A 20,497-nucleotide genomic window follows, 5' to 3' on the forward strand; every position below is an offset into this window, starting at 1 on the left:
GCCGGAGACGACACATGAACAGCGCAAGCCCCAAAAAGGGATATCACCACGGCGACCTGCGCCGCGCGATTATCGATGCCGCCGAGGCGGAACTGGCCGCGCGCGGGCTGGAGGGTTTCTCATTGCGGCGGGTATCGGCGCGTGTGGGCGTAAGCCATACCGCGCCCGCCCATCATTTCGGGGATGTCGCGGGCCTGATCGACGCCTTGGCCGAACGCGGGTTTCAACGGCTGCTGGAATGCATGATCGCCCGAGAGGGCATTGCCCCGCAAACACCCGCCGAGCAATTGATCGCCTCGGGGCTTGGCTATCTGGAATTCGCGCAGGCGCATCCGGCGTTGTTCCGGCTGATCTTTGGCTTGCCGAAAGGGCCTGACCCCGACAAGGATGTCATGGCTGCGGGAGAGGCCGCATTTATGCATCTTGCCCGCAATGTGGCAGCGCTGCATGGCGCAGAACCGCTGGCGCATCCGGGCGCGCGTGAAGAGGTTCTGGCCTGCTGGACCCGCGTGCATGGCTTTGCGGAATTGATGCTTGCAGGTCATATCTCTCTGCCGGATGACAATGATGTCCATGCGCGCGAGGCGCTGTTCCGGGCGGTGTTTGACGTGCAGTTCGACAAACCCGGTGCTTGACCCGCCTTGCTGTCCGCCCAATTGACGCGGCTTCAGCTTACCTGTCTGCCTGAACTGCGCGGAGTGTCTAGCCATTGCCATCGTTCGCTATGTGCGTGGCGACTGTCTGCGTCCGCCGGATCGTTCATCTGCTATGCTGCGCCACCGAGATCGTGGCGGTTCAATCATTGGGTCCTCGAGCGGCGTAAACTGGACATTTTTCAAATAATCACAACGTGATTGGGAAATCCAAAAAGATTTGCGGATCTACACAACACGGCCCCCAAAAGCCAATGTTAATGAACGCCACCCTACTGTTTCAAAACAGTTTTCCAGTTCCCATCGTCTGCTGCCACGGCGCACCAATCTTCCAACCGCAAAGTGGCCGGTTCAGACCGGCAGGCTGTTCAGGATCATGAACACCAGTGCCGACAGCAATGCCGCTGCAGGCACGGTCACGACCCATGCGGCGATGATCGTCATGAAATGCGACCGGCGCACCAGTTTGCGGCGGCGGCGCTCCTCGGGGGCGATGCGCAGTTCGGGTTCGCGCGTCAGGGTGCTGTTGCGCAGCCGCCGTTCGGCGTCCCATTCGCGGAAAAAGCCCACCCCGAACACGCCACCGACGGCGATATGCGTCGACGACACCGGCAGGCCCAGCCAGCTGGCCACGATGACGGTAAAGGCCGCCGACAGCGCCACGCAATAGGCACGCATCGGGTTCAGCTTGGTGATCTGCGATCCGACCATGCGGATCAGTTTCGGCCCGAACAGGAACAGCCCGAACGAAATGCCGAACGCCCCCACGACCATGACCCACAGCGGGATCGCGACCTGTGCGGTGACGGTGCCCGCCTCGGAGGCATGGACGATCGCGGCCAGTGGACCCACCGCATTGGCCACGTCATTGGCCCCATGCGCAAAGCTGAGCAAGGCTGCCGAAATCACCAAAGGTGTGCCAAACAGCACTTTGAGCGATTTGTTGCGGTTCTCCAGCCCTTGCGATTGCCGCCGGATCAGCGGGATTGCTGCGGCCCATGCCAGCACACCCAGCGCCAGCCCGACTGTGACCGCGGTGCCGATGTCGATCTTGACCACCTTGCTGAGGCCCTTCATCGCGAGATAAGTGGCAAAGGTGCCGACCATGATCCCCACAAGGATCGGCACCCAGCGGCGGGCGGCGGCGATCTTGTCGTCGCGGTAGATGATCCGTGACTTGATCAGCGCCAGAAACCCCGCAGCGATCACGCCACCCAGCACCGGAGAGATGACCCATGATGCGGCAATCGCGCTCATCGTGGGCCAGTTCACGGCCGTCAGGCCCGCCGCGGCGATGCCAGACCCCATGACACCGCCCACTACCGAATGGGTGGTCGATACCGGCGCACCGATCCAAGTCGCCAGATTGATCCAGAGCGCCGCCGAAATCAGCGCCGCCATCATGGCCCAGATGAACATCTGCGTATCGGCCACGGCGGCAGGGTCGATGATGCCGCTTGAAATCGTCGATACCACATCGCCGCCTGCCAGCAGGGCGCCCAAGGTCTCGAACACTGCGGCAATCGCGATCGCCCCGCCCAAGGTCAGCGCATTGGCCCCGACCGCAGGCCCCATATTGTTGGCCACATCATTTGCCCCGATGTTCAACGCCATATAGGCCCCGAACACGGTTGCCGCGATCACCACGAAATTGACCGGAAACCCGCCAAAGAACACCGCCGCGATCAGCCCTGTGACCACAATAAAGGCCAGCGCGATCCCCGGTGCCACCATCGGGCGGGCAACATATTGCGTCGCGGTTTCCAGATGCGAAAAGCGCTGCAAGTCACGGTCGAGCGTTTCGAGATGGCTGGCGTTGTTGTCGGAATTGGTCACGATGTCGCACCTTTGGTTGTTGGGTCGCGACATACGGAACAGTGCCCCGGGGGACAACCTGTTGCGTTACAAAACTGATACAAAAGTGTTACATATTACGCAGGATCTGCTGCAATTCGGGTTCCTGAACCATGTTGGCCGCCATTGCGGGGCTAACCCATTTGCGGCGACGTTCGGCAACCTCGGGGTAATCCTGTTCCAGCTTTCCGACCTCGACCGCGAAAACAAGCGTTTCGACAGCCACAGGCAATCCCGTTGACAGCTGTTTTTCGTAGCAATAGATGCCCACAGCCTCGCCTGTGACGCGGCCCGACCTGACGCCCGCTTCTTCCCATGCCTCTTGCAGTGCTGCACCCGGTGCATCCTTGCCGTCAATCGGCCAGCCTTTGGGGATGATCCAGCGGCCCGTGCCACGCGATGTGATCAACAGCACCTCTTTTTCGCCGCTATCCTGCCGGTAGCACAGCGCTGCCACCTGCAGCCGCCGGGGGCGACGGAAAAAGGGAAGGACCAGATCGGTCCATGTCTTGCGCATGCCTGTTGTCATTGTGTTGCCCGTTCTTTGCGGTGTCTTTTTGTTTATTCAACCGCTTATACACACAACTTGAGGTAAACGCAAAGTCTTGCGGATTTCCTAGGTTGACGCTGCCCGACCTGCACGGCGTTTTGATCGCAAACGCATCAGGCGCGCGTAACGCAGCATGCCCAGACCAAAGACCGCCACCCACAGCCAGACCGCCCCTTGCAGCGCCGCCGATAGGGGTGGGACCCATGCCATCAGCGCCACAGCCGCGATGACAAAGGCGATCCCTTTGGCCGGATGCATGGCGACGATATCGGCGACGACCCATGGGCTGCGCGGCCATCTGCGCGAGGGTGCCCGCAGTTTGACGCGCCATGGCCGCAGCCTGCGCCATGTGCTGCGCAGGCTTGCCGGGCGCGGTTTGGCGATCACGGTCCACGGCATTTGCAGGAACGGCACAACAGGCCGCGCCTGCCAAGCGGGGGCTGCATGCCAGAACGCGACCGTACCGATGCCATCCAGATCAAGCATAAAGCCCGCCGCCTGCGCGGGCTGGATATCCGGCACGGCACCGGGCCACGGGATGCCAGTGTGCCGCGACAGGACCAGCCGGTACATATCCAGCGCGCCGATGTGATCTTGGGGCTGCGCACCGGTGTCGAACAGCGGGCCGAGATAGACGCCTTCACGCACGAAATTGGGGTCGACGGGCAGCCAGCCTGTGCCATCCCACGCCTCGGCCCAGGCATGGGGCGACGTCATCCACGGCGCGGCAAGCAGCCCGAAGACAGGCCGCGCCGGAATGTCCGCCAAACGGCAAAGGGCCGTAAAGACAAAGGCATATTCTCCGCAATCGCCCCAGCCGCGGGCCAGTGACCGTGCCGCCCCGCGCCCGTCGCGCGGATATTGATAGCGCAATGCATCCGCCGTGGCCTTGGCCAGCGCGGCAATCCGGTCGCGGGGGTTGTCGATACCCGTGATGCAGCGCAAGGCAAGGTCGCGCAGCGCCTCATCTGCCACGATCATCGGCGCTGCCGCCAGATCGGCGGGGCCGGGGGGTGGCAATTGCAGATACTGGCCGTGGCGCAGTCTTTGCGTGGCGACCCGCACGGTGACAGTTGCGGTCTGCCCCTGTTCAAGCCGGACCAGCCGTCTGTGGCCGGAGGCATCAACGATGTCCAACCCGTCAGGGGCGGTGACCGCAAGGACATGCTGATAGCCGTCGCTGGATGGCAGCGGCAACAGCACCTCTAGCTCGGCATCATCGGCATAGCCCCAAGGGTCGAAATGCAGATCAATGGTGCAGGAAAAGTTGTCTTGCGGCACCTGCGCGCCCTTATTCCACTGTGACCCAGCGCAGCATAAAGAAATTGTCGGTGCGCTGGATCAGATCGATCCCGTCACGCGCGGCCCATGCCAGCGGTTCGGTATAAAGCGGGATATAGGCCATTTCGTCCTGCAGGATGCCAGCGATCTCGTCCAACATGGCCTGACGGGCGGTGGTGTCGATTTCCTGCTGCACCAGCGGCAGTAGTTCATCAATCCGCGCGTTGGAATAGCCGCCGAAATTCCATGTGCCCAGCTGTTCGGTCGGTGTGTGCGCAAGGAACCGGATCGGGTGTTCGGCATCGAACGTGCCCGGCGACCAGCCAAGGAAATACATATCGTAGGCGTCGCCGCGCAATTCGTCCCAATAGGTGCGCACGGGGATTGTTTCGAGTTCGGCGGTCAGGCCGACCTGACCCAGCATGCCGGTGATGGCCTGACAGATCGCCTCGTCGTTGATGTAGCGGTCGTTGGTGCATTTGAAGTTGAAGGTGAAGCCGTCGGGATAACCTGCCTCGGCCAACAGGCTGCGCGCGGCGTCAAGGTCAAGTGCCGGACGGTCGGCATGGGCGTCAGAATAGCCCGACAGGCCGGCAGGCTGCAATTGTGACGCGGGTTCGGCCATGCCCGACAACAGCACCTGATTAAGCGCCTCTACGTTGATTGCAGCGGCGGCGGCTTGCCGGACGCGGACGTCCTGAAACGGGTTGGGCAGGTCCGTGCCGCGCAGGGTGTCTTGATCATGCCCGAAACCCAGCATGATAACCCGCGCTTCCAGCCCTTCGAAGACCTGCACACCCTCTGTCTCGCGCAGGCGATCGACATCGCGGATCGGGACGGGGGCCAGCATATCCACATCGCCCGCGATCAAGGCGGCAAGACCGGTGGCCGCATTGTCGATCGGGTTGAAGATCGCTTCGGTGATGTTGTGTTCGGGGGTGTCCCACCAATTGGGGTTGGGTGCCAGCCTGATTTCGACACCCGGTTCGCGCGCCGTCAGGATGAAGGGTCCGGTGCCGTTGGTGTTGAGCGTGGAAAACGTCTCGGCGTCGCGGGCGGGTGTTTCGGCACCGTTCGCCTCGGCCCATGACCGGCTCATGATCAGCCAGTTGGCGATGCTGTCGGGAAAGATCGGGTTGGGGGCAGAGGTCACGATATCGACCGTGAAGTCATCGACCACGCGCACTTCGGACACGGGCGCGAACCATGACTTTACATCCGACTGTTCCGAAATGCCGCGTTCATAGGAAAACAGCACGTCATCTGCGGTGAACGGGCTGCCGTTGTGAAATGTCACCCCTTGGCGCAGCACAAAGCGCCAGCCGTTCTCATTGGTCAGCGGTGCCCAACTGGTGGCCAGCGATGGCTCCAACGACATATCCTTGTCGCGGCGCACCAGTCCTTCGTAGACGTTGTTGAGGAAAGACGTCACGGGCGCGAGGTTGGCAGCATGAGGGTCCATCGTTTGCGGATCGGTCGTGCCTGCCCAACGGAAAGTTTCCGCCTGCGCGGCCATGCCGGTCACAAGGACCGTCGTTGCCGCCAACAGACCGATCAGTGCGCGTGGTCGTGTCATGTCATCATCCTGCCTTTGATCCGGTTTCACCCGAACGTGGCACCCTCTTGCGCGGGGCACAAGGCAGCAGTGGTCAGGCGGGCCGCAAGATGCAGCGACTGACGCCTATTCCCATTCGATCGTGCCGGGGGGTTTGGAGGTGATGTCATAGGTCACGCGGTTGATCCCCGTCACCTCGTTGATGATCCGTGTGGCGGTTTCACCAAGGAAATCATGGGTGAACGGGTAATAATCCGCCGTCATGCCGTCCACGGATGTGACCGCACGCAAGGCACAGGCGAAATCATAGGTGCGCCCGTCGCCCATGACACCCACGGTGCGCACGGGCAGGATCGCGACAAAGGCTTGCCAGATCTCGTCATAAAGCCCGTGTTTGCGAATCTGGTCGATGAAAACGGCATCGGCCTTGCGCAGGATATCCAGCTTTTCGCGGGTAATCTCGCCGGGGCAGCGAATAGCCAGACCGGGGCCGGGGAAGGGGTGACGCCCGATGAAGCTCGGTGGCAGGCCAAGCTCGGCCCCCAATGCGCGGACTTCGTCCTTGAACAATTCGCGCAGGGGTTCGACCAGTTTCAGCCCCATCTTTTCGGGCAGGCCGCCGACATTGTGGTGGCTTTTGATCGTGACCGAGGGGCCGCCCGAAAACGACACCGATTCGATCACATCGGGGTAAAGCGTGCCTTGGGCAAGAAATTCCGCACCTTCGATGCCGTTCGCGTATTTCTGGAACACGTCGATGAACAGCCCACCGATGATCTTGCGCTTGGTTTCGGGATCAGAGACCCCTTCCAGCTTGCCAAGGAACAGTTCCTTTTCGTCGGCATGGATCAGCGGCATGTTGTAATGGTCGCGGAACATGGTCACGACCTCTTCGGCCTCGCCCTGCCGCAAAAGGCCGTGATCGACGAAAACGCAGGTCAGCTGGTCACCGATCGCCTCGTGGATCAGCACGGCGGCGACCGATGAATCGACGCCCCCCGACAGCCCGCAGATCACCTGCTTGTCGCCCACCTGTTCGCGGATCGCGGCGATGGCCTGTTCGCGGTAGGCGCTCATCGTCCAGTCACCGGAAAAACCTGCGATGCGCACGAAGTTTTCGTAAAGCCGCGCGCCGTTCGGGGTGTGGTGCACCTCGGGGTGGAACTGCACGGCATAGAAATGCCGGTTCACATCCGCCGTGATCGCAAAGGGCGCATTGGGCGATGTGCCATAAACCGCAAAACCCGGCGCGATGGCGGAGACATGGTCGCCATGGCTCATCCAGACCTGTTCGCGGTCGGTCAGGAACCAGCCTTCAAGCAGGTCGAGCTTTTCCACAGGGGTCACATAGGCGCGGCCGAATTCGGCGGTGCCGTGGCCGCGTTCCACCTTGCCGCCCAGCACATGCATCATCACTTGCTGGCCATAGCAGATGCCCAAGATCGGCACGCCGAGGTCAAAGACGGATTTGGGCGGCATTGGCGCGCCGTCGGCGAACACCGACGCAGGTCCGCCCGAAAAGATCACCGCTTTGGGCGCGAAATCGGCCAGAAAGTCGTCCGTCACCTTGTTGAACGGGTGAATCTCGCAATAGACATTCAGTTCGCGCAGACGCCGCGCGATCAACTGTGTCACCTGGCTGCCGAAATCAATGATCAGCAAGCGTTCATATGTGCTGTTTTCCATGCCGCAGTCGGTAAAGCCAGATGCGCCCCAACGCAAGAGGGCGGGCAATGTCGTTTTCGCGTCTGAAGGGGCGTAAACACGGCAAGATCCGTGCGGCGGTAACGCTAGAAAGACCGCGAACTTTGCCCAAAGAGGAATCGCCATGTCGGATGCATCAGTCATTTCACCCCGTCGCGCGCGCGGTGGCGGCGGGGCCGCACGGCGGGCCGAACGCACAGCGGTCAGCGTCGAAACCGCCCATTATATCGAACGCAATATCCCCAATTACGAGGTCCTGACCGAAGAGGCTCTGCAGGTGATCGAGGCGAATGCCGAAACCGTGCTGGCCGAGATCGGTGTGAACTTCGTCGATAACCCTGCCGCGCTGGAGCTCTGGCGGGGTGCAGGGGCCGAGATCGACGGCGAACGCGTGCGCATCCCGCGCGGTCTGGCGCGCAAGCTGTGTTCCACCGCGCCGTCCGAATATGTCCAGCACGCGCGCAACCCAGAGCGCAACGTGGTGGTTGGCGGCAAGAACCTTGTGCTGGCGCCTGTTTACGGCCCGCCCTTCGTGCGCGATGCCGAAGGCGGGCGGCGCTATGCGACCATGGCCGATTTCGAGAAATTCGTGAAACTGGGCTATATGTCCAAATGGCTGCACCATTCGGGTGGCACCGTCTGCGAGCCAACAGATGTGCCCGTGAACAAGCGGCATCTGGACATGCTGCTTGCGCATATGGTGCTGAGCGACAAACCCTTCATGGGATCGGTGACCGAACCCAGCCGCGCGCAGGACAGCATCGAGATGTGCGAGATCCTGTTCGGTGCGGATTTTGTGCGCGACAACACGGTGATGACCTCGCTCATCAACATCAACTCGCCGCTGACGTTTGATTCCGTGATGATGGGCGCGCTGGAGGTATTTGCAGCGCATAATCAGGCCAGCATCATCAGCCCCTTCATCGTGGGCGGCGCGATGGCGCCTGTGTCCGTCGCGGGTACGCTGACGCAAGTGCTGGCCGAGGTGATGGCGGGTGTCGCCTATTCCCAACTGGTGCGCGCAGGCTCTCCCGTCGTGTTCGGCACCTTCGTGGCGTCCATCGACATGAACTCTGGCGCGCCCACCTTCGGCACGCCAGAGGCCAGCCAGATCACCTATGGCGCGGGGCAGCTCGCGCGGCGGATGAACCTGCCGTACCGGTCGGCGGGGTCGTTCTGCGGCAGCAAGCTGCCCGATGCGCAGGCCGCGTACGAGACCGCCAACAGTCTGAACATGGGGCTGTTGTCAGGCGTCAATTTCATGCTGCACGCCTGTGGCTGGCTCGAAGGCGGGCTGGTCGCAAGTTTTGAAAAATTCGTGATGGACGCTGACCAATTGGGCACGCTGCACCATTTCGCGCGCGGCGTGGATATGTCCGAAAACGGGCAGGCCATGGATGCTTTGGCTGAGGTTGGCCCCGGCGGGCATTTTCTGGGCTGCGAACATACGCAATCCAACTTCAAGGCGGCGTTCTGGCGGTCGGACCTGTTCGACTACAAACCCTTCGAGACATGGGACGAAGAAGGCGCGCGCGATACCGTCGCGCTGGCCAGCGCACGGGTCAAGAAACTGATCGACACCTATCAGCAGCCCCCCCTCGACCCCGAGATCGAAGCGCGGCTGCGTGCCTATGTGGCTGCCAAAAAGGCATCGATGCCCGACGCTTTCGCCTAAACCGCGCGCGGCGCGGTTGCTGTCAGCATCCGCGCTTCGCCGGTGATTGCGATCAGCAATTCGACATGGCGGGCGGGCGAATAATCGCCCGCCTTTGCGATTCTGCGGGCATCGGTTGCCGCCTCCAGTTCCAGCAAGGCCATGACCGCCGCCGCCGGGCGCGGTAGCTTTTCGGTTTTCAGCAAGCGCGGCAAAACCACCTCGCGCCGATAATCATCGGCACCGAAACGGGCAGCGCGCGCCAGCAGCGCGGGGCGGCGGAGGTTCCGGATCAGGGTCATCACATCAAGCATCGGTCAGGCCTTTCAGGTTGGGTGTCCTGATCCGACCATTGCACAATCCTGACGGGTGTTGCCGTTTTGGCAAAAGTTAAGAACGCTGCCCTCAGAAATCTTTATCCTTTGGTAACAATAGTTGACGGGGCCAAAGCTTCGTTAACAATTAGGTAACCATACATTTTTAGGTTGAGTCCCTGACGGATGACATGACAGCGGACTTTGCCTGGACCGGGATGGTCACAGGAAAAGGAACAAGGAAAAATGACGGCACGACCGGGGCCACAACGGTCTGACACCTACCCCACATGGGTCCCCGACGCGGTCCGCAATTATCTGGTGCATACAGAGGCCGGTATGTCGATCCGTGCCTTGGCCCGCGCCCGCGATTGCCACCCGTCCACGGTCTTGCGGCAGGTCCGCAAGCTGGAAATCCGCCGCGACGATCTGCTGATCGACGGGGCCCTCAGATCACTGTCGGCGCAAGCCAGCGCCGAACCCGCCGACCAGCCAAAGGGAACAGCACCCATGACATTGGACAGCCGCCTGACAGAGACAGAACCGGGATTGCCTTTGACCCAACACCGCATCGACCAGGAAGCCCGCCGCATCCTGCGCCGCCTGTGCGAACCGGGGGCCGTGCTGGCCGCCGCGCGTGACATGACCACCGCCGTGGTGGTCCGGCAAAGCCAGACCGGCGACCAGATGCGCACGACCAGCGTGGACCGCGAAATCGCGCAGGCGATGGCGCTGAAGGACTGGATCGCCTGCACCGATCCTGACGCACGGATCGCGCGCTATTTTATTACCAACACCGGCCGCGCCGCGCTGCGCCGGTTGACGGCGCAGGACGAGAACCGCGCCGGAGGTTTTGCCGACAAACGCGGGTCCGCGCCCGATGATGCGGGTTGGGACATGGTCACGCTGGACGACGACCCGCGCGGGCAGATGCGCTATCACGTCACCGAAAGCCCGCTGGTGGGGTTGGCCCGGCGGCGCGACCGTGACGGGGCGCTGTTTCTCTCTCGCGATCTCGTCGCCACGGGCGAACGCCTGCGCGAGGATTTCGAACTGGCGTTGCTTGCCACTGGCGGTGCTGCGGGCTGGGATCAGGCCGCACTCGGGCAGGTGCCGCCCGCGCGCGCCGATGCTGCACCGGGGGCAAAGGCCGCGCATGACCGCGTGCGCGCCGCCCTTGCCGATCTGGGCCCCGGTCTGGGCGATGTGGTGCTGCGCTGCTGCTGCCTGCTTGAAGGGCTGGAACAGACCGAAAAGACGATGGGCTGGTCGGCACGGTCGGGCAAGATTGTGCTGCGCATCGCGCTTGACCGGCTCGCGCGGCATTATGCGCAGACCCAAGGGCGCTATGGCCCGATGATCGGCTGACCCCATGCGCAGGCTGCAGGTCCGCCATGCGGGCCGTGCTTGCCATTGGACAAATCACGCGGGCGACGCTAGCTGTAAGACATGTCAAATCGGAGCGAAGCCATGTCCCCACGCGATCTGAAAATTCCGGCACAGCGTCATCCGGAAAAACAGCGCCGCGCGGATGCGCCGCAACCCAAGAAACCGGACTGGATCAGGGTCAAGGCCCCGACCTCCGAAGGCTACAAGACCACCCGCGACATCATGCGTGAACACAAGCTGGTCACCGTTTGCGAAGAGGCGGGCTGCCCGAACGTTGGCGAATGCTGGTCACAGGGCCATGCCACGATGATGATTATGGGCGAGGTTTGCACCCGCGCCTGCACCTTCTGCAATATCGCGACCGGTAAACCGCCAGAGGGTTTGGACGTGTTCGAACCCGGCCGCGTGGCCGATGCGGTCAAGAAACTGGGGCTGAACCATGTCGTTGTCACCTCCGTCGACCGTGATGATATCGCCGATGGCGGGGCGGAACATTTCGCCCAGACGATCCGCGCGATCCGCCGCCAGTCGCCCGGCACCACGATCGAGATTCTGACCCCCGATTTCATCCGTTGCGATCCATCCGTTCTGGAAACTGTCGTCGCCGCGCGCCCCGACGTGTTCAACCACAACCTCGAAACGGTCCCCGGCCTCTACCCCGAGGTGCGCCCCGGCGCGCGCTATTTCCACAGCTTGCGCCTCTTGCAACGGGTCAAGGAACTGGACCCGTCGATGTTCACCAAATCGGGCATCATGGTGGGTCTGGGCGAAGACAAACAGGCCGTCATGCAAGTCATGGACGACATGCGCGCTGCCGACATCGATTTCCTGACCATCGGCCAGTATCTGCAACCGACCCCGAAACACCACCGCGTCGACCGTTTTGTGACACCCGAGGAATTCGCAGCTTACGAAAAAGCGGCTTACGGCAAAGGCTTCCTGATGGTCTCCGCCACGCCGCTGACGCGGTCGTCCTATCACGCAGGCGACGACTTCGCCCGCCTGCGGGACGCGCGCAACAAGAAGCTCGGCCGCGCCTGACTTCTTTTTTCTGAAAATACTCCGGGGTGCGGGGCAGCGCCCCGCGATCTCAAGGCAGCGCCTTGAGATAGGCCGCAATCGCCAGCCGGTCGTCGTCGGACAAGGCCGCCGTGCCGTGGATGACCTCGGCCATGCTGCCGCCTGCGCTGTCAAACTCCGGCGTGAACCCGCTTTGCAGATAGGCCGCGATATCCTGCGCCGACCAGTCGAGCGCGGTGGGCGTGATCCCCGGTATCCGCCCTTCGCCGCTGGGGTTGGGCGCGCCGGTCATCCAGGCGCTGCGGTCGAGCCCGCCCAAGGCGTCGCGCGGTGTGTGACATTCGGCGCAATGGCCCAAAGCCTCGACCAGCACGCGGCCGCGTTCCAGCTCGGGCGTTGGCGCATCAGCCACCCAGTCGTCGCGCAGGTAGAGCGCCTTCCACGCGCCAAGCCCCGCGCGGATGTTATAGGGAAAGCGCAGATCATGTGGCAGGCTGGGACTGTTCGAGGCGGGCAGGCTGCGCATATGCGCGATCAGATCGGCCACGTCTTGCAGATCGGCCTTGATGTAGCTGGTATAGGGAAAGGCCGGATAGTAATGCGCACCCTGCGGGGACACACCGCGCGTGATGGCACTGGCAAGCTCCAGATCGGTCCAGCCGCCTACGCCATGCACCGGATCGGATGAGATATTGGGCGCGTGGAAGGTGCCGAAATCGCTGGCAAAGGCGCGCCCGCCCGACAGCACCTCGCGCGGGCCGTCCGTGGCGGCGTGGCAATTTGCGCAGCCTGCGATGGCAAAGACGGTTTCACCGCGCGCGGCGTCAGGGGTGATGCCGTCCAGCGCGGTCGCGGGCAGCGGGGCAGGCCGTGTCGCGACCCAGCCTGCGCCAATCGCCAGCACAGCCAGCCCCGCGATCCACGGCCAGCGGGCCATCAGTTTGCGGGCGCGCGGTAATTCTGGTGGCAGGCGCCACAGGATTGCCCGACAGGGCCAAAAGCGCCTTTCAGCGCGTCGATCCCGTCACCGGCGACAAGGGCAAGTGCCGCCGTCGCATCGGCCATGCCTTGCTGGACCTGCGCATAGCCATCGGGGTCGGTCCAGATTTCCGCCCGCGCACGGCTGCCTTCCACGGTGCCACTGTCTGTGCCATCGACCCAAAAGGCCGCCTGATCAATCGCCGCCATCGCCGCCAGATTGCTCGCCGCCGCACTGGCAATGGCCGCGTCATAGGGGATGCGGTCCTGCGCCATCTGGCCCAGCGGGGTCAGGTAGAATCCGTAAAGCCCCATATGGGCCTGCCTTGCGGTCAGCGCCCGTTGCTGGTCCTCGCTCAGGTCCTGTGCGATGGCGGTGGACACGCTCAGCCCAAGGGCTGCTGTGACGATGATAGTCGTGATCTTCATGGGATGCCTTTCCGCTCCGCTGCAAGTTGACGCTAGGCTAACCCCGTGTTTGCGCAAACCATAAACACGAAACCGTCAGCGCATCCCGCGCAGGTCATTGGGCGTCAGCGCTGCGGGCCAGCCGAACATCCGCTCCAGCGCGAATACTAGAAGGCAGACCCCGATAATGGCCGCCACCAGCTTGATCCGCGCGGGCGAGGGCGGGTTCTGCACCCAGCGTTTCATCCGCAAGAGCCAGAGCGGGTTCATCAGGTGAACCGGACCTTGCCGATGAAGGGCAGGTTGCGGTTGCGCTGGCCATAGTCGATTCCGTAACCCACGACGAATTCGTCGGGGATCTCGAACCCGATCCAGTCGGCCTTGAAATCCACCTCGCGGCGGGCGGGTTTGTCCAGCAGGGCAATCGTGCGCAATTTCGCAGGTTTGCGTGACAGCAGGAACTTGGTGACATGCGCCAGTGTGTGACCGGTATCGACGATATCCTCCACCACCAGCACATCGCGCCCTTCGATCTGGCCGCGCAGGTCTTTCAGGATACGCACCTCGCGGCTGCTTTCGGTGCCGTCGCCGTAGGAAGATGCCTCAAGGAAATCGACCTCGACCGGCAGCTCCAGCTCGCGCACAAGATCGGCGATGAATACGAAAGACCCCCGTAACAGGCCCACGACGACCAGCTTGTCGGTGCCTGCAAATTCGGTCCCGATCTCGCGGGCAAGGCTTTCGATCCGCGCCGCGATGGATTTTGCGCTGATCATCTGGTCGATGACGTAAGGGGGGTGGTCGGCGGGCATTGGCGTCTCCGGTCTTTGCGCGTGTCGTTGTGCCGCAAAACACCGGCTGCGACAATCCATGCTGCGGCTTTCTGGACCAAAGACCTTGAAACGGGCGGCGTTTTGGCCGACATCGCCATCAGAAGGGTGAAAACCATGCCACAGCATTCCGAAACGCGCGTTCTGCCGTTTTCCGCCGACCAGATGTACGCTCTTGTGGGCGATGTCGCGCAGTATCCGAAGTTTCTGCCGTGGACGGCGGCGGCGCGGATCCGCAAGACGACCGATCACGGCGATCATATCGTGATGCTGGCCGACCTTGTGATCTCGTTCAAGGTGTTCCGCGAGACATTCGGGTCCAAGGTCACGCTCTGGCCTGACATCAAGCGCATCGACACCGCTTATCTGGACGGCCCGTTCAAACATATGGAAAGCCAGTGGAATTTCCGAGATGTGGAAGGCGGCTGCGAAGTGTCGTTCTTTGTGGATTTCGAATTCCGCAACCGTCTGTTGCAGGGCGCGGCGGGCATGTTCTTCAACGAAGCGATGCAGCGGATCGTGCGCGCCTTCGAGCGCCGCGCGCATGAACTTTACGGATCAAGAGCGGTGAGCAACAGCCCCAGCGCGTGATCCTTGGCGGCCTGGCGGACCTGCGCGCGGCCCAAGGCCCCGAATTCGACCGTCTGTGTTGTGCAGTGGTCCGGCGTGGCAAGGCCGAAACAGACGCGCCCTTCGGGTTTATGCTCTGACCCGCCGGGGCCTGCGATGCCGGTGATCGCAACCGCCAGCGTCGCTGACGAATGGGCCAGCGCGCCTTGCGCCATTTCCGCCGCCACCTCTTCGGACACCGCGCCATGGGCGTCGAGCGTGGCTTGCCGCACGCCCAGCATCTGCACTTTGGCGGCATTGGTATAGGTCACGAACCCCCGCTCGAATACCGCGGAACTGCCCGCCACATCGGTCAGCGCCGCGCTGACCAAGCCGCCGGTGCAGCTTTCGGCGGTGGCGATCAGGATGCCGCGCGCTTTTGCGGCCGTCAGGATCGCTGCTGCCGTCACAGCAGCACCAGATGGAACAGTGCGGCAAGCGCCACGACACCGATGGCCGCGAAAACCCCCGCGATCACATCATCCAGCATCACGCCTGTTGGGCCGTGCATCCGGTCGGCCCAGCCCACGGGGCCCCATTTGGTGATGTCAAAGAGCCGGAACAGAAGGAAGGCCGCGACCCAGCCAGGCCAGAGTGCCAGCAAGTCGGCATCGCGCATCGCGGCCCCGAACGCGACAGGCAACAGCGCGACCCACTGGCCCGCGACTTCGTCGATCACGATCTCGGACGGGTCGTGGTCGGCCTTGCCTGCGGTTTCCACGCCGGTCGCCCAGACGCCAAGCCCGTAGGCCAGCACGATCCCCGCGACCAGCGCCCAAGGACCGGCGAGTGTCACCAGCGCCCAAGCAGCGGGCAGGGCAGCCAGCGACCCCCATGTGCCGGGGGCCGGGCGCAGATGGCCCACATAAAAGAAGGTGGCGATCAGATGGGTCATGGTTTCACCAATGTTACGGTCGCAAGTGATGCGATGCCTTCCTCGCGGCCTGTGAACCCGAGCTTTTCGGATGTCGTGGCCTTCACGCTGATCCGGTCCGCGTCCAGCCCCATGATTTCGGCAAGCGCGGCTTTCATCGCCCCCTGATGCGGGCCGATCTTGGGATATTCGCACACCAGCGTGCAATCGACATTGCTGATCCGGTAGCCCGCGTCATGGGCAAGACCGACAGCATGGCGCAGGAAAATATGGCTTTCAGCGCCTTTCCACTGCGGGTCGGATGGCGGGAAATGCTGGCCGATATCGCCCTTGCCCAGCGCGCCATAGATCGCGTCGGTCACGGCATGCATGCCCACATCTGCGTCCGAATGCCCTTGCAAGGACCGCCCGTGCGGCACCTTGACCCCGCAAAGCCAGACATGATCGCCCGGCCCGAAGCGGTGCACGTCATAGCCGTTACCACATCTGATATCCATGTCCTGTCCCATCAGTTTTGCCGCGCGCGCGAAATCGCCCGGAGTCGTGATCTTGATATTGCTTTCATCGCCTTGGACGATTGTCACGTCCAGCCCTGCGGCGCGGGCAACGCCCACATCGTCGGTCGCGTCATCATCCTGCGCGAGATGTGCGGCCAGCAGCGGGGCAAGGTGGAACCCCTGCGGCGTCTGCGCGCGGTAAAGCCCGTCGCGCGGCTGCACCCCCGTCACCAGATCGCCCGCCCCGTGCCAGAGCGTATCTGTCACAGCCACGGCAGGGGCGGCCCCCTGATGCGTCTCAAGCGCTACCAGCACGCGGTCGATGATTTGCGCTGTGACAAGCGGGCGGGCGGCATCGTGGATCAGCACCCGCGTCGTCCCCTCCGGCACGGCGGCAAGGCCTGCCATCACGCTGGCCTTGCGCGTGGCCCCACCTGCGACGACGGTCGCTGCGGGCATATCCTGCCAGACATCGCTTGCCAGATCGTCGGGATGCAGCACCAGCACCAGATGCGCCACGCCGGGATGATCTGCGAAAGGCTGCATCGCATGGGCGGCAATGCTGCGCGCGCCAAGGCGTTGCCATTGCTTGGGAATATCCCCGCCTGCGCGGGTGCCGCGGCCTGCGGCGACGATGATGGCGGTGGTGGTCATGGCGGTCCTGTCTGGTTTGGCTTGGTGTAGGACGCTGCGCGCTGCGGTGCAATTCGTCTCTTTGGTGGGCGGTTTGATTAATTTTTGAGCATATGCTATTAATTGGGGATGTTCTGGCGCTTCCGGCGTTGTGGTGTCGTCTGATCCAGCTTATTTCAGCGGCAACGCACACCCTTTAGGCGCATGACATACCCTGTGGATTATACGCACGCCATCACGCTCGACCAGATCAGCTTGCAACCGCCTGTTGCCCTTGCGCCGCTGGCGGGGATCACCGACCTGCCGTTCCGCCAGCTTGTCGCGTCTTTCGGCGCAGGCTGGGTCGTGAGCGAAATGGTCGCCAGTCAGGAAATGGTGCAGGCCAAGCCCGGCGTGCGCGAACGCGCCGAGCTTGGCTATGACCAGCAAGGCACCGCCGTGCAGATCGCAGGCCGCGAGGCGCATTGGATGGCCGAGGCTGCCCGCATGATCGAGGCGAACGGTGCAGCAATGATCGATATCAACATGGGCTGCCCTGCAAAAAAGGTGACGAACGGTTACTCGGGCTCTGCCTTGTTGCGCGACCCCGACCACGCCTTGCGGCTGATCGAGGCGGTGGTGAATGCCGTCAAACTGCCCGTTACACTCAAAACGCGGCTGGGCTGGGACCATGATTGCCTGAATGCCGCCGATGTGGCGCGGCGTGCACAGGATGCTGGCATCCGGTTGGTCACAATTCACGGGCGCACGCGCTGCCAGTTCTACAAGGGGCATGCAGACTGGGCCGCGATCCGCGAGATCAAGGAGGCGGTCAGCATTCCCGTCATCGCCAACGGCGATATCACAGGGCCTGAGGCTGCAAAAAAGGCGCTGGCGCTGTCGGGGGCCGATGGCGTGATGATCGGGCGCGGCGCGCAGGGGCGGCCTTGGGTGCTGGCACAGGTCGCAGCACGGCTGCATGGCACCAAGATGCCCGTGATCCCGCAAGGGGCGGCGTTCATCGACATGGTGGCACAGCACTACTCCGCGATGCTGTCGTTCTACGGGCTGGATCTGGGGCGCCGTGTGGCGCGCAAACATCTGGGCTGGTATATGGATGATGCAGGCACGCCAGCGGCCCTGCGCAAGGCGATCCTGACGGAAACCGACGCCGATGTAGTGCTGCGTGATCTGCCCGATGCTTTGGCCATGCGGGTGGCGGCATGATTCAGGATACCGCCCTCTGGTCATCCTTGCCGGTGCCTGCGCTGCTGCTCGATGGCGAGGATGTTATCATCCTGAGCAATGCGGCGGCGGAAAGTTTCCTGAACCTGTCCACACGGTCGCTGGTCGGCCAACGGATCTGGGAAAAGGTGATGATCGACGCTCCGCTGGAGGGACCATTCGCCCGCGCGCGGCAGAACCGCACATCGCTGTTCGTCAACGACGTCGATGTCGGCAGCGGGGAAAACCCGCCGATGATGTGCAACCTGCAATTCGCGCCGCTGCAAGGGTCCGACGACGTGATGATCGTGATGATCAGTCCGCGCGAGATTGCCAGCCGCGTGACGCAGAACCATTCCTCTGCCAAGGCCGCGAAATCCGCGATCGGCATGGCCGAGATGCTGGCGCATGAGATCAAGAATCCGCTGGCGGGGATCACGGGGGCGGCACAGCTTTTGTCGATGGGGATCAGCGTCGAGGACCGCGAACTGACCGATCTGATCGTTGAGGAAAGCCGCCGGATCGTCAAGCTGCTCGAACAGGTGGAACAATTCGGCAATCTGCGCCCGCCCTTGCTCAAGCCTGTGAACATCCATGACATTCTGGACCGCGCGCGGCAGTCTGCATCCGTCGGGTTCGGCGCACATATGCTGTATATCGAGGATTACGATCCCTCCCTGCCGCGCACGATGGCCGATGCGGACCAGCTGTTGCAGGTGTTCCTGAACCTGCTGAAAAACGCAGCCGAGGCCAACAAGGACGGCGGCGCGATCCGGCTGCATACGTTCTATGACACATCCTTGCGGGTGCGCCGGCCTGACGGCACGCAATCGCGGCTGCCCTTGCAGATCGAGATCATCGACGATGGTCCCGGCCTGCCGCCCGGTATCGCGGCGGATGTGTTCGAACCCTTCGTGTCGGGCAAGGAAAACGGCACGGGCCTTGGCCTTGCACTGGTGTCGAAGCTGATCGGCGACGGTGGCGGCTGGATCACGGTGGATTCGGTGCCGGGGCGCACCTGTTTTCGCATTTCGTTGCCGCTCGCCCCCAAAGAGACTGAAACAGGAGAAGACTGATGGACGGGACAATTCTGGTTGCCGATGATGACCGCACGATCCGCACCGTTTTGACCCAGGCCCTGACGAGGGCAGGCTGCAAGGTGCATGCGACGTCATCGCTGGTCACGCTGATGCGCTGGGTGGACGAGGGCAAAGGCGATCTGGTGATTTCCGATGTCGTCATGCCCGACGGCAACGGATTGGAACAACTGCCCAAGATTGCAGCCCTGCGCCCGGGCCTGCCGGTGATCGTGATTTCAGCGCAGAACACGATTATGACCGCCATTCAGGCCGCCGAAGCCGACGCCTATGATTACCTGCCCAAGCCGTTCGATCTGCCCGACCTGATGAAACGCGCGGCCCGCGCGCTCGAAACCAAACGCCGTGCGGGGATATCGCGCGCGCCCGATCTGAACGCAACCGAACAGGGCGGCGATCTGCCGCTTGTGGGGCGCACGGGCGTGATGCAGGCGCTCTACCGGCTGGTCGCACGGGTGATGAACACGCAACTGCCCGTGCTGATTACCGGCGAAAGCGGCACCGGCAAATCGCTGATCGCGCGCGCCGTGCATGATTTTTCCGACCGGCGCAGCCTGCCGTTCATCGTCGTGGCTCCGGGCGATCTGGAAGGGATGGATGGCCCTTCGACCGTGTTGTCGCGCGCGCGCGGTGGCACAATCCTGTTCGACGAGGTCAGCGACTTGTCCGACGCCGATCAGGCCCGGATCGTGCGGATGCTCGACACTCTGGGCGAAAACGCACCGCGGATCATGGCCACATCGCAAAACGACCTGATGGCCCGTATGGAGGACGGCAGTTTTCGCGAGGACCTGTTTTACCGCCTTGGCGGCGTCACCGTCGCCGTGCCGTCCTTGCGCGAAAGGGTCGATGACATCCCGCTTTTGGCCGAGCATTTCCTTGCACGCGCCGAACGCGAAGGTGCGCCCGCGCGCCGGTTCGGGTCTGCCGCTTTGGATATGGTGCGCGCCTATAGCTGGCCGGGCAACGTGCGTCAGTTGGAAAACGCCGTCCGCCGACTGGTCTTTACCGCCGCCGAGGACGAGATTTCGCGCGCCGAGGTGGAAATGGTGCTGGGCAACCAGCCCGCGATCGAGCCGCTCCGGTCAGGCGGCGAGGGCGAGAAACTGTCGGCCAGCGTCGGCAAGCATTTGCGCCGCTATTTCGACCTGCATGGCGGAGTCTTGCCTCCGCCCGGTCTGTACAACCGCATCCTCAAAGAGGTCGAAGGCCCGCTGATCGAGATCGCGCTGGACGCGACAGGCGGGAATCAGGCCAAATGCGCCGATCTGTTGGGGATCAACCGCAATACTTTGCGCAAGAAGATCACTGATCTGGATATCCGCGTGACACGCCGCCGCAAATTGATGTAAAAGCGCAACAGAACCGTGGCCCGCTTGCGTCAGCAGTGCGGG

At 62.9% G+C, this 20,497-nt stretch carries 21 protein-coding genes; 8 read left to right on the plus strand and 13 right to left on the minus strand.

Annotated features, from left to right (window positions below):
- Positions 1-14 precede the first annotated feature (14 nt).
- Entirely contained in the window at positions 15-635 is a 621-nt protein-coding gene (locus VCK47_RS01340; protein WP_322888932.1) for a TetR/AcrR family transcriptional regulator, read from the plus strand.
- 369 nt (positions 636-1,004) lie between these two features.
- Here VCK47_RS01340 and VCK47_RS01345 read toward each other — a convergent pair whose 3' ends face one another.
- The 5 genes from VCK47_RS01345 to guaA form a co-directional block, all read right to left on the minus strand.
- Positions 1,005-2,522, minus strand: coding sequence for an inorganic phosphate transporter (locus VCK47_RS01345; protein WP_322888933.1), 1,518 nt, complete (start codon positions 2,520-2,522; stop codon positions 1,005-1,007).
- A 55-nt stretch (positions 2,523-2,577) separates the two neighbouring features.
- Positions 2,578-3,036, minus strand: a complete 459-nt coding sequence (locus tag VCK47_RS01350) for an NUDIX hydrolase (RefSeq protein WP_322888934.1) — start codon at positions 3,034-3,036, stop codon at positions 2,578-2,580.
- Between the two features lie 87 nt (positions 3,037-3,123).
- On the minus strand, positions 3,124-4,338 hold the full coding sequence (locus VCK47_RS01355; protein WP_322888935.1) for a transglutaminase-like domain-containing protein: 1,215 nt from the start codon (positions 4,336-4,338) through the stop codon (positions 3,124-3,126).
- Between the two features lie 10 nt (positions 4,339-4,348).
- Positions 4,349-5,914, minus strand: a complete 1,566-nt coding sequence (locus VCK47_RS01360; protein ID WP_322888936.1) for an ABC transporter substrate-binding protein — start codon at positions 5,912-5,914, stop codon at positions 4,349-4,351.
- A 105-nt stretch (positions 5,915-6,019) separates the two neighbouring features.
- Positions 6,020-7,579 (minus strand): glutamine-hydrolyzing GMP synthase, encoded by a 1,560-nt coding sequence (gene guaA / locus VCK47_RS01365; protein WP_322888937.1) that lies wholly within the window; start codon positions 7,577-7,579, stop codon positions 6,020-6,022.
- A gap of 142 nt (positions 7,580-7,721) precedes the next feature.
- Here guaA and VCK47_RS01370 point away from each other — a divergent pair, with 142 nt between their 5' ends.
- The gene (locus VCK47_RS01370; RefSeq protein WP_322888938.1) at positions 7,722-9,272 is read left to right on the plus strand and encodes a trimethylamine methyltransferase family protein; all 1,551 of its coding nucleotides are present in this window, start codon (positions 7,722-7,724) and stop codon (positions 9,270-9,272) included.
- On the opposite strand, the gene VCK47_RS01375 is transcribed toward VCK47_RS01370, so the two are convergent.
- The gene (locus VCK47_RS01375) at positions 9,269-9,565 is read right to left on the minus strand and encodes a DUF6477 family protein (RefSeq protein WP_322888939.1); all 297 of its coding nucleotides are present in this window, start codon (positions 9,563-9,565) and stop codon (positions 9,269-9,271) included. The genes VCK47_RS01370 and VCK47_RS01375 overlap by 4 nt on opposite strands.
- A gap of 246 nt (positions 9,566-9,811) precedes the next feature.
- On the opposite strand from VCK47_RS01375, the gene VCK47_RS01380 reads away from it, so the two are divergent.
- Both VCK47_RS01380 and lipA read left to right on the plus strand, forming a co-directional pair.
- Positions 9,812-10,933 carry a DUF6456 domain-containing protein gene (locus VCK47_RS01380; protein ID WP_322888940.1) on the plus strand — a complete coding sequence of 374 codons (1,122 nt, stop codon included), beginning with the start codon at positions 9,812-9,814 and terminating at the stop codon, positions 10,931-10,933.
- A 102-nt stretch (positions 10,934-11,035) separates the two neighbouring features.
- Positions 11,036-11,995 (plus strand): lipoyl synthase, encoded by a 960-nt coding sequence (gene lipA / locus VCK47_RS01385; protein ID WP_322888941.1) that lies wholly within the window; start codon positions 11,036-11,038, stop codon positions 11,993-11,995.
- Positions 11,996-12,044: 49 nt separating this feature from the next.
- Here lipA and VCK47_RS01390 read toward each other — a convergent pair whose 3' ends face one another.
- The 4 genes from VCK47_RS01390 to hpt all read right to left on the minus strand — a co-directional run bounded on the left by VCK47_RS01390 (position 12,045) and on the right by hpt (position 14,172).
- Positions 12,045-12,911: a c-type cytochrome gene (locus VCK47_RS01390; protein ID WP_322888942.1), complete on the minus strand. Its 867-nt coding sequence runs from the start codon at positions 12,909-12,911 to the stop codon at positions 12,045-12,047.
- The gene (locus VCK47_RS01395) at positions 12,911-13,381 is read right to left on the minus strand and encodes a cytochrome c (protein WP_322888943.1); all 471 of its coding nucleotides are present in this window, start codon (positions 13,379-13,381) and stop codon (positions 12,911-12,913) included. Before VCK47_RS01395 ends, VCK47_RS01390 begins: the two co-directional genes overlap by 1 nt.
- A gap of 75 nt (positions 13,382-13,456) precedes the next feature.
- Positions 13,457-13,630 carry a hypothetical protein gene (locus VCK47_RS01400; RefSeq protein WP_322888944.1) on the minus strand — a complete coding sequence of 58 codons (174 nt, stop codon included), beginning with the start codon at positions 13,628-13,630 and terminating at the stop codon, positions 13,457-13,459.
- Entirely contained in the window at positions 13,630-14,172 is a 543-nt protein-coding gene (gene hpt, locus VCK47_RS01405) for a hypoxanthine phosphoribosyltransferase (RefSeq protein WP_322888945.1), read from the minus strand. The genes VCK47_RS01400 and hpt overlap by 1 nt, the downstream gene beginning before the upstream one ends.
- Before the next feature lie 135 nt (positions 14,173-14,307).
- Here hpt and VCK47_RS01410 point away from each other — a divergent pair, with 135 nt between their 5' ends.
- Entirely contained in the window at positions 14,308-14,781 is a 474-nt protein-coding gene (locus VCK47_RS01410) for a type II toxin-antitoxin system RatA family toxin (protein ID WP_322888946.1), read from the plus strand.
- Here the strand turns inward: VCK47_RS01410 and VCK47_RS01415 are convergent.
- From VCK47_RS01415 to VCK47_RS01425, 3 genes are read right to left on the minus strand one after another with little or no spacing between them, the layout of a single operon-like run.
- A complete protein-coding gene (locus VCK47_RS01415; protein WP_322888947.1) occupies positions 14,742-15,209 on the minus strand; it encodes a CinA family protein in 468 nt (155 codons plus the stop codon). The genes VCK47_RS01410 and VCK47_RS01415 overlap by 40 nt on opposite strands.
- Positions 15,206-15,694, minus strand: a complete 489-nt coding sequence (locus VCK47_RS01420) for a phosphatidylglycerophosphatase A (protein ID WP_322888948.1) — start codon at positions 15,692-15,694, stop codon at positions 15,206-15,208. The genes VCK47_RS01415 and VCK47_RS01420 overlap by 4 nt, the downstream gene beginning before the upstream one ends.
- A complete protein-coding gene (locus VCK47_RS01425) occupies positions 15,691-16,824 on the minus strand; it encodes a bifunctional 2-C-methyl-D-erythritol 4-phosphate cytidylyltransferase/2-C-methyl-D-erythritol 2,4-cyclodiphosphate synthase (protein WP_322888949.1) in 1,134 nt (377 codons plus the stop codon). Before VCK47_RS01425 ends, VCK47_RS01420 begins: the two co-directional genes overlap by 4 nt.
- Positions 16,825-17,007: 183 nt before the next feature.
- On the opposite strand from VCK47_RS01425, the gene dusB reads away from it, so the two are divergent.
- The 3 genes from dusB to VCK47_RS01440 are packed head-to-tail and all read left to right on the plus strand — an operon-like array spanning position 17,008 to position 20,455.
- Positions 17,008-18,009 (plus strand): tRNA dihydrouridine synthase DusB, encoded by a 1,002-nt coding sequence (gene dusB / locus VCK47_RS01430; RefSeq protein WP_322888950.1) that lies wholly within the window; start codon positions 17,008-17,010, stop codon positions 18,007-18,009.
- Positions 18,006-19,082 carry a two-component system sensor histidine kinase NtrB gene (locus VCK47_RS01435; RefSeq protein WP_322888951.1) on the plus strand — a complete coding sequence of 359 codons (1,077 nt, stop codon included), beginning with the start codon at positions 18,006-18,008 and terminating at the stop codon, positions 19,080-19,082. The genes dusB and VCK47_RS01435 overlap by 4 nt, the downstream gene beginning before the upstream one ends.
- The gene (locus tag VCK47_RS01440; RefSeq protein WP_322888952.1) at positions 19,082-20,455 is read left to right on the plus strand and encodes a response regulator; all 1,374 of its coding nucleotides are present in this window, start codon (positions 19,082-19,084) and stop codon (positions 20,453-20,455) included. Before VCK47_RS01435 ends, VCK47_RS01440 begins: the two co-directional genes overlap by 1 nt.
- Positions 20,456-20,497 lie beyond the last annotated feature (42 nt).

The organism is Yoonia sp. 72, from assembly GCF_034652275.1.
Taxonomy (GTDB): domain Bacteria; phylum Pseudomonadota; class Alphaproteobacteria; order Rhodobacterales; family Rhodobacteraceae; genus Yoonia.

Excerpts from the sequence above, each read along its gene's own strand:
- VCK47_RS01340 (WP_322888932.1), top strand. The coding sequence starts at position 15 with ATGAACAGCGCAAGCCCCAAAAAGGGATATCACCACGGCGACCTGCGC.
- VCK47_RS01345 (WP_322888933.1), bottom strand. The coding sequence starts at position 2,522 with ATGTCGCGACCCAACAACCAAAGGTGCGACATCGTGACCAATTCCGAC.
- VCK47_RS01350 (WP_322888934.1), bottom strand. The coding sequence starts at position 3,036 with ATGACAACAGGCATGCGCAAGACATGGACCGATCTGGTCCTTCCCTTT.
- VCK47_RS01360 (WP_322888936.1), bottom strand. The coding sequence starts at position 5,914 with ATGACACGACCACGCGCACTGATCGGTCTGTTGGCGGCAACGACGGTC.
- guaA (WP_322888937.1), bottom strand. The coding sequence starts at position 7,579 with ATGGAAAACAGCACATATGAACGCTTGCTGATCATTGATTTCGGCAGC.
- VCK47_RS01370 (WP_322888938.1), top strand. The coding sequence starts at position 7,722 with ATGTCGGATGCATCAGTCATTTCACCCCGTCGCGCGCGCGGTGGCGGC.
- VCK47_RS01375 (WP_322888939.1), bottom strand. The coding sequence starts at position 9,565 with ATGCTTGATGTGATGACCCTGATCCGGAACCTCCGCCGCCCCGCGCTG.
- VCK47_RS01380 (WP_322888940.1), top strand. The coding sequence starts at position 9,812 with ATGACGGCACGACCGGGGCCACAACGGTCTGACACCTACCCCACATGG.
- lipA (WP_322888941.1), top strand. The coding sequence starts at position 11,036 with ATGTCCCCACGCGATCTGAAAATTCCGGCACAGCGTCATCCGGAAAAA.
- VCK47_RS01390 (WP_322888942.1), bottom strand. The coding sequence starts at position 12,911 with ATGGCCCGCTGGCCGTGGATCGCGGGGCTGGCTGTGCTGGCGATTGGC.
- VCK47_RS01395 (WP_322888943.1), bottom strand. The coding sequence starts at position 13,381 with ATGAAGATCACGACTATCATCGTCACAGCAGCCCTTGGGCTGAGCGTG.
- VCK47_RS01400 (WP_322888944.1), bottom strand. The coding sequence starts at position 13,630 with ATGAACCCGCTCTGGCTCTTGCGGATGAAACGCTGGGTGCAGAACCCG.
- hpt (WP_322888945.1), bottom strand. The coding sequence starts at position 14,172 with ATGCCCGCCGACCACCCCCCTTACGTCATCGACCAGATGATCAGCGCA.
- VCK47_RS01410 (WP_322888946.1), top strand. The coding sequence starts at position 14,308 with ATGCCACAGCATTCCGAAACGCGCGTTCTGCCGTTTTCCGCCGACCAG.
- VCK47_RS01420 (WP_322888948.1), bottom strand. The coding sequence starts at position 15,694 with ATGACCCATCTGATCGCCACCTTCTTTTATGTGGGCCATCTGCGCCCG.
- VCK47_RS01425 (WP_322888949.1), bottom strand. The coding sequence starts at position 16,824 with ATGACCACCACCGCCATCATCGTCGCCGCAGGCCGCGGCACCCGCGCA.
- dusB (WP_322888950.1), top strand. The coding sequence starts at position 17,008 with ATGACATACCCTGTGGATTATACGCACGCCATCACGCTCGACCAGATC.
- VCK47_RS01435 (WP_322888951.1), top strand. The coding sequence starts at position 18,006 with ATGATTCAGGATACCGCCCTCTGGTCATCCTTGCCGGTGCCTGCGCTG.
- VCK47_RS01440 (WP_322888952.1), top strand. The coding sequence starts at position 19,082 with ATGGACGGGACAATTCTGGTTGCCGATGATGACCGCACGATCCGCACC.